The 7,525-nt window shown below is 66.1% G+C and carries 8 protein-coding genes; 4 read left to right on the top strand and 4 right to left on the bottom strand.

Annotated elements, in window-relative coordinates; all coding sequences use genetic code 11:
- From AC2VON_RS18760 to AC2VON_RS18745, 4 genes are all read left to right on the top strand, one after another.
- Window positions 1-1,386 (top strand): thiamine pyrophosphate-dependent enzyme (locus AC2VON_RS18760; protein WP_486954308.1); only part of this gene is annotated, 1,386 nt, incomplete at its 5' end.
- On the top strand, window positions 1,367-2,044 hold the full coding sequence (locus tag AC2VON_RS18755; RefSeq protein WP_486954307.1) for an SRPBCC family protein: 678 nt from the start codon (window positions 1,367-1,369) through the stop codon (window positions 2,042-2,044). The genes AC2VON_RS18760 and AC2VON_RS18755, both read left to right, overlap by 20 nt.
- A gap of 8 nt (window positions 2,045-2,052) precedes the next feature.
- The gene (locus tag AC2VON_RS18750) at window positions 2,053-3,072 is read left to right on the top strand and encodes a 3-oxoacyl-ACP synthase III family protein (protein ID WP_486954306.1); all 1,020 of its coding nucleotides are present in this window, start codon (window positions 2,053-2,055) and stop codon (window positions 3,070-3,072) included.
- Window positions 3,072-4,202, top strand: a complete 1,131-nt coding sequence (locus tag AC2VON_RS18745) for a pyridoxal phosphate-dependent aminotransferase (RefSeq protein ID WP_486954305.1) — start codon at window positions 3,072-3,074, stop codon at window positions 4,200-4,202. The genes AC2VON_RS18750 and AC2VON_RS18745 overlap by 1 nt, the downstream gene beginning before the upstream one ends.
- 137 nt (window positions 4,203-4,339) lie before the next feature.
- On the opposite strand, the gene AC2VON_RS18740 is transcribed toward AC2VON_RS18745, so the two are convergent.
- The 4 genes from AC2VON_RS18740 to AC2VON_RS18725 all read right to left on the bottom strand — a co-directional run bounded on the left by AC2VON_RS18740 (window position 4,340) and on the right by AC2VON_RS18725 (window position 7,367).
- The gene (locus tag AC2VON_RS18740) at window positions 4,340-4,792 is read right to left on the bottom strand and encodes a hypothetical protein (RefSeq protein WP_486954304.1); all 453 of its coding nucleotides are present in this window, start codon (window positions 4,790-4,792) and stop codon (window positions 4,340-4,342) included.
- A gap of 105 nt (window positions 4,793-4,897) precedes the next feature.
- Window positions 4,898-5,530, bottom strand: coding sequence for a class I SAM-dependent methyltransferase (locus AC2VON_RS18735; RefSeq protein WP_486954303.1), 633 nt, complete (start codon window positions 5,528-5,530; stop codon window positions 4,898-4,900).
- A complete protein-coding gene (locus AC2VON_RS18730) occupies window positions 5,527-6,096 on the bottom strand; it encodes a DUF4389 domain-containing protein (RefSeq protein WP_486954310.1) in 570 nt (189 codons plus the stop codon). Before AC2VON_RS18730 ends, AC2VON_RS18735 begins: the two co-directional genes overlap by 4 nt.
- A gap of 53 nt (window positions 6,097-6,149) precedes the next feature.
- Window positions 6,150-7,367 carry an FAD-dependent oxidoreductase gene (locus tag AC2VON_RS18725; protein ID WP_486954309.1) on the bottom strand — a complete coding sequence of 406 codons (1,218 nt, stop codon included), beginning with the start codon at window positions 7,365-7,367 and terminating at the stop codon, window positions 6,150-6,152.
- Window positions 7,368-7,525 lie beyond the last annotated feature (158 nt).

Genomic DNA, 7,525 nt, shown 5'->3' with positions numbered 1-7,525 from the left:
GATGGGCGGGGCAGCTTTCAGGACACCAGTGGCCGCAACGGCTCGCTGGATGCCGAGGCGCTGTTCTCTGCGGTCTCGGTGTTCTGCCGGCGGGTGCTCATTCCCGGCGACATTGCGACAGTGCTACCCCGCGCCATTGCCGCGGCACGCGTTGGAGGCCCAGCGGTGTTGTTGTTGCCCAAGGACGTTCAGCAAGCGGGTGTCGGCGTCAACGGTCACTACAACGGTCACCGAGTGTCGGCCCCGCCGCGGATCGGCGACCCGCGCCCGATCGTTCGAGCATTGTGCCGGGCCACCGGACCGGTCACCATCATCGCCGGTGAGCAGGTCGCTCGCGATGATGCCCGCGCCGAGCTCGAAGACCTGCGCTCGCTGCTGCGCGCAGAGGTGGCGTGTGCGCCTGATGCCAAAGACATCAGTGGCACACCGGGTTTCGGTTCATCGTCGGCACTGGGTGTCACCGGCGTGATGGGCCATCCCGGCGTCGCCGACGCGGTAGCGGCGAGCGCACTGTGCCTGCTGGTCGGTACCCGGCTGTCGGCGATCGCCCGCACCGGTCTCGACGATGCGCTGGATGCCGTTCGAACCATCTCGATCGGCTCGGCGCCGCCGTACCTGCCGTGCACCCACGTGCACACAGAGAACCTCCGAGCATCGCTGGCCGCGCTCACCCGCATGCTGTCAGGGTGTGGACGGCCGACCGGCCCGCGGGTGTCCGATCGGGTATCGCGGACCGAACTTCAGCCTCGGCGCCACACCGGCCCCGGCGTGCGGTACCGCGACGCGATGGCGGTGCTGGACACCGTGCTGCCCGCCGGGGTCGACATCGTCGTCGACGCCGGCAACACCGGTGCGGCGGCGATACATCACCTGCCGGTTCGCCGCGATGGCCGGTTCGTCGTCGCGCTGGGCATGGGCGGGATGGGCTACAGCTTCGGTGCCGGCATCGGGATGGCGTTCGGGCGCGGCCGGCGAACCATCGTGGTGGCCGGAGACGGTGCATTCTTCATGCACGGCATGGAGATCCACACCGCGCTACAGTACCGGCTCCCCATCACGTTCGTGCTGTTCAACAACAACGCGCACGCTATGTGCGTGACCCGTGAGCAGCTCTTCTACGGCGATTTGTACAGCTACAACCGGTTCCGGCCGAGTGCCTTGGGCGCAGGCCTGGCGGCGATGTTCCCCGGGCTGGTGGCGATGGACGTCAGTGAGATCAATGAGCTGTCAACCGCGTTGGAGATCGCGTTCTACGCCGGCGGTCCGTCGGTCATCAGCGTCGAATGCTCGGCCGACGAGATCCCGCCGTTCGCACCGTTTTTGACTGCCACACCACCCGTTCCACCGCTGAAGGAGGACCACGTCCATGTCACTGTCCGCGCTTGACGACATAACCGCCCATACCGGTAGCGCCGATCCGATCGACGGGGTGGTCCGGATCGAGACCTCACCACGAGAGCAGACCACCCCGATCATCATGGAGATGATGCGGTCGGTCTACCCGCACGATCAGGTGTTCGGCGAATTCTGCACCGTCAACAGCTACATCGACTGTCCGCCCGATGAGTTGTTCGAGTACATGGCCGATACCCGCAGCCTGGAGGAGTGGACCTACAGCCTGCGCGGCTTCACGCCCACCGATGAGCCGGGCCTGTGGTTGGCCTACGACCGGCTCGGTGCCGAGACCGGTTCCCAGACCAGGATCTACATCCGCACCGTGGCCAACGCGCAGGCTCGGACCGTCGACTACCACTGCGCGTGGGACCAGGGCAAGCATCTGTGGATGATCTACCTGATGCGGGTGCTCGACGCGCAGGTGGTCTTCGACAAGCCGGGTTCGGTGGCGCTGTGGACGAATTGCCATCACCCGTTCTACGACGACAACCCCTACCCGGAGACTGCCCCACCACAGCGCCCGGTCTGGGTCGGCGATTTCTGGGACATGTTCGGCGCCGGTCACCTATTGGAACTGAACACGCTCAAGGCAATCACTGAATACCGAAACCGCAATGGGTTGCCCATTACCCCGGCCTGGATGAGATGAGATCCGTCATGAGCAAACCGGCCGTAAGCCTGATCGACGTTTCCAGCTACCTGCCTGGCGAACCGATCGGCGCCGACTATTACGTGCGATTCGCCGGGTCCGACGAACTACGGGACAGCCTGATGTTCCGGGCGCCGAAGTTCCGCCATCACGTCGGGCCGGACGAGACCGCGATCGACATGGTCGAACGTGCCGCTGCCGGCCTCATCGAGCGGCACGGCCAGGACGTCATCGCCGATACCGACGTGCTGATCACTCACACCCAGGTGCCGGACATGCCGTTCTACGGTGCCGGCGGCGGCATCGCCCACCGGTTGGGGATGCGGCCCGGCTGGGTGCTCGACCTGCACAACGGGGGCTGTGCGGCGTTCGTTCTGGCGCTGAAGGTGGCCCGTCAACTGCTGACATCCGGAGAAGGGCGCAGCGCGCTGATCGCCGTCGCGCAGAACGCGGCAGGCCAGGTGTTCGACCAGCCCGGCGTGCGGAGCAAGGCCCAGTCGGCGGTGCCCGGCGACGGGGCGGCGGTGGGCCTGGTCACGCTCTGCGACCGCTCACCCATCCTCGACGTCGAGTGTCGCACCTACGGCGAGTACGCCGGTGAGATGACGCTCGCCATGAACCCGTCGCGTAAGTGGTGGCAAGCCGGACCCGGTGAATACTACATCGGTTTCACCGAAAGCAAGATCACCAAGGTGCTGGCCCGCGGCAACCGCCAGGTCCCCGAGGTGGCGCTGGCGGTGTGTGACCGAATCGGGGTGCAGCCCGAGGACGTCGACCTGCTCGTCACCAACCAGCCGAACCGAGTTTTCCTGCGCAACTGGCGTGAAGCGCTGGAGCTGCCGAAGGAACGGCACTTCGACACTTTTGACGAGTGCGGCAACCTATTCGGTGCCGGGATCCCGGTCAACCTCGACCACGCGATGTCCGACGGCCAAGCGAAGGCGGGCGACATCGTGTTGATGGCGGCCTTTGCGCATGCCGGCGACTTCGCAGGCGCGGCGGCGGTGCGCTGGGGCGGACGCGGCTGATGTCACCTGTGGTGCTAAGTCCCGTCACGGCCCGAGTCCTCCAGGCGCTGCCAGCGGCCGTCGACCCGGCTGCGTTGTCCCGCAACGAGAGCCCGTTCCCGCCGCTCCCGGCCGTGCGTTCGGCGTTGATCCGATCGATCGACGCCGCGAACCGGTATCCGGAATTCCTTCCCGAGAAACTGCGAGCCATCGTCGCCCGCCACATCGGGGTCCGCGACGAGCAGGTCGTGCTGGGCGCCGGCGCAACCGGGGTGGTGATGCAGGTGCTGCACGCGCTGACGCGGCCCGGACACCGGATTGTGTTGAGTTACCCCACGTTCGACGGTTACCCGATCGTTGCCCGAATGGCCCACCTGAAGTCGGTTGCCATTCCGCTCGACCGGCACGGCCGCCACGACCTGGCGGCGATGGCCGAGGCTGCGGCCCACGCTCGCGTAGTGGTGTTGTGCCGACCTCACAACCCGACCGGCACCCTGGATCCGGCCGCCGACGTTGAGCGATTCTTGCAACGGGTGCCCGAGGGCACCGTTGTGCTGCTCGACGAGGCCTATATCGAGTTCGTCGCAGCACAGCACCGTATCGATGGGCCTGATCTGGTCCGGCGGTTCCCGAACGTCATTGTGCTGCGGACGTTCTCGAAGGCCTATGGCCTGGCTGGTCTGCGGATCGGCTACGGCTTCGGGTCGTCGGAGTTGGCCAGGGTGCTGTGGACGATGCAACTGCCGTTCGCTATGGACATCACCAGCGCGGTGGCGGTGGCGGCATCGTATGACGCCGAAGATCAGTTGCGCCAGCGTGTTGAGTGTATTACCGCCGAGCGTGCTTACCTCTGCCGCCAGCTGCGGGCGATGGGCGCCTACACCACCGAAACGCATGCCAACTTCGTCTATCTGCCGCCCGCCCGGCAATCCTGGCGGAAGGTGTTCGGTGATGCCGACGTGCGGGCCCGCCACTACGCGGACGGTGGCGTGCGGATCACCGTCGGTGGTCGCGCGTCCAGCCGGGCGGTGCTGGCCGCGGTGGGGAGGTCAGTGGCCCGTCGAACCGATCGGATCTTTGGCTCGTTGTATCCCAGGGCGGCGCCTTTGGGCGTGCCTGTCGCGCCGGGGCCTGCGGTCGCCATGCGCTGACGAGCCTGGCCGGCCACTTGATACCTGGGATCCGCGGGAACTTCGCAATGCGGGTAAGAGTACGTTGCTGCACCTGCGCGGCGCGATCGGACATCATCGAGGTGATCGGCGTCGAGTAGCCCCGCGGACCGGAGCCGTCAGAGTCCCAGTTGGACAAGCAAAGTAAACAACTCGGCGAGAGGATCCGTGAACGGCAGGGTGAACGTGCCGTCGAGGGCCGGGTCGGACGGGACGATGAACGTGTTTACCGTTTCCCCGGCCGTCCCAACGCCCGTGTCCCCGAACCCCAGGCTGTCCGATGGGTCAGCCCCAGACGTCAAAACATCGGTGAATAGCGGACTTCCATGGAACATCGGACCTTGGATGACGTTCGCGACGAACTCGCTGTCATCAGGGTCGGCAGCGGACGTGTCGGTGAACAGGCCGAAATTGTCGGTATGGCTGATGAAGTCCGTGTCGGCGCCTGGCGAGCCGTCATCACCGTCGGCGTGGGTTACGGGGCTGGTGGCTAGGGGGATGACCCCGGCGGCCAGGAATGCGCCGGCAATGCCGAGGAGCGTCAGACCACGACGTGATTGCCTGTGATTCATCGCAACTCCAATCTGGCGTGCGTTCGATAGTTAGGTACACGATCACAACGCAAACGGAAGCCCAACAAGAGGTGTACAAACAGTGAACAGATCATTCGAAAGATCTCATGCACCGCGCTCGACGACGGTGGCGAATCCTTGCAGATGAGGTGAGCATGGGGGCGGCACCGGGGTTCGGCGGATGCGGCGGAGCCCCCCGGTATCGAATCCAGCTGCGGCGACGGCGTCGATGGTCCGGCGGTTCGGCCGGCAACCGGACGCCAACCACGACCACGGCCCGGCGATCAGGTCCTGGAACCGGCCCATCGCGCCGTCCCCGCGGACGTGCTCAAGGACGACCAACCTGCCTCCGGGGACGAGTACCCGCCGGATTTCGCCGAGGGTAGCGGCCACATCATCCACCGAGCACAACACCAGACCGACGTGCACCGAGTCGAAACTGTTGTTCGGGAACGGAATCGACTCGCCGATACCATCGACGATGTCGATGGCGATGCCGTGGCGGTGAGCCAGAGCCGACGCCATCCGCCGCATCGCCGCCTGCGGCTCCACCGCGGCGACCGACGTGACGGCCGCCGGAAGAAACAACAGGTCGGTTCCCGGGCCAAGACCGACCATCAGCAGCCGGCCGGTGGCATTGCTCATCGCCGCGCGCCGATACCGGCGATAGAACAGCCGGTCGAAGATCGGCATGCCGAGTCGGTAGACATAGGGGAACAACGGATTGCGGCGCGTCATCGGCCACCCAGGTCAAGCCGGAACGGCGGATATTCGTCGCGCATCAACGAGACATACGCGGCCACCCGATAGCGCCATCGAACCATGCCCATGAGGAGGTCGAACATGCCCGGCGGGATCGTCCCGGTGAACAACAGCCACAGCGCGGCGACAACGCACAGCACCTGCAGCAGCGGCTCCATCGCCCAGCAAAGAAGTATCTGAGGGATCGCCAACAGCCACCACTTCACCAGCACGGCCCAGTTGGTGAGCCGTTCCGGGTAGTCGACCTCGAGATCGCCCGGGTAGTCGGACCGAGACGCGAGCGTGAACGGGGGGTACTTGTCGGTGCTGTTCATCGGAAACCGGTAATTCATGACCCGCCACGACCAGCGCAGCACCCCGACGTTGAAGTCGAAGATGGGGCGCGGATACCGTCCGGTACACAAGATGACGACGCCGGCAACCACGGTCAGCAGCGGATACACCAGGTAGAGAAGGATCAATATCGGGTAGTGCGGGACCGCCAGCACGCACCACTTCACCAGCCAGAGCCAGCGTGACGGCGCGTCGAAATCACTTCGCACGCGGACGGGATCGTCCGGGTTGTCCACCGGTTGCAGGCTTGACCCTGGCGTGCTCATGGCCGTCGACCAGACGCGGTGGCCGTCGCGGCCGCCAGGTCGTGGCCAATCGCCGCGGACATCCGGTGGTGACTTGTCGCCCGCAGAAACATTGACAGTGCCCAGGTGTGCAGACGGTCGGGGATGAGCGTCGCCGGTCTCAGCACCGACTCGCCGTGGGCCACCTGCACCGACGCCGCCCGGGACACGGCCGTGACCCGGCGTCGCCTGGTCTTCTCATACCAGCGCAGCGCGTTCGAGAGATCACTACTGGCGCCGATGGCGCCGTTGGCGCCGTTGCGGGGGTTCGCCAGCGCCTTGCACAACACCATGGTGTCGAGCAGCGCCTGATTGGTCCCCTGCGCCAGGGTGGGCGGCATCGTATGTGCGGCATCGCCGAGCAGGGTGAGGGCACCTTGGCCCGGGTGTGGGATCGGGTGGCGAAAATGCGGGTACGGCGAGCGGGCCAGATCGTCGCCGGTCAATGCAGCGAGGACGCGATCGACGGAGTCGGACCAACCGGTGAAATGCGACCGGATCATCTCGATCGGCGATTCCGGCCGGACGAAGTCGGGTGACCAGGGCAGGTCGAACCACCATTGCAGATCGGAGCCGCCAGCCGGCCACAGGCCGAGGTTTCCGTTCGCGCCGATAACGACCAGCGCGACGTGTTTGTCACCGACGACGTCCGGGAGGGTGACCAGTCCCTGCCAGCTGCACCAGCCGGTCGGCTCCGCCCGTGGGGCGCCGACGATATGTCGGACGACTGAGTGCAGGCCGTCCGCGCCGATCACCAGATCTCCTTCGGCCGAGGTGCCGTCCTCGAACACGACCCGAACTCCGTCGTGCGTACTCACGTCAACGACGCGGGAATTGCAGCGGATACGTTCGACCGGAAAGCCCTCCAGCAGCCGTTCCTGCAGCACTCGGCGCGGGACCATCCGAACAGGTGCGCCCAGCCGGTCCGCGACCTTGGTCACGTCGAGAGTCGCGAGCGGGAGACCCGCCGATGTCACCACCCGCACGGTGGACAGCAGTTGACCAGCCCCGCTCATATCGACGCCCAGCTGCCCCAGGACCGTCGCGCCATTGGACCAGACGGTCACGGCGCCGCCGCCCACCTGCACATCCGGCCGGTGCTCGAAGACGGTGACGTCATGTCCGTCGCGCAGTAGTCCCCGCGCAACGGAGATACCGCCCACACCGGCGCCGATAACGAGTATCCGACGTCGGATCCCAACTCGTTTCGACCCCACACTTCAATTCACGACGGCAATGGGGCTGGAGTTCACGGGGTCCGGTTATTCACACCGAAAAGTGATAAGAAAAGGCGTGCCCGCTTCCCGGCCGGCCCGGCCCGAGCAGCCCGACCCGATCGCTTCGGCGCGGGCCA

This window comes from Mycobacterium sp. TH-M82 (assembly GCF_057473605.1).
This window is presented reverse-complemented; position numbering and strand designations above follow the sequence as displayed.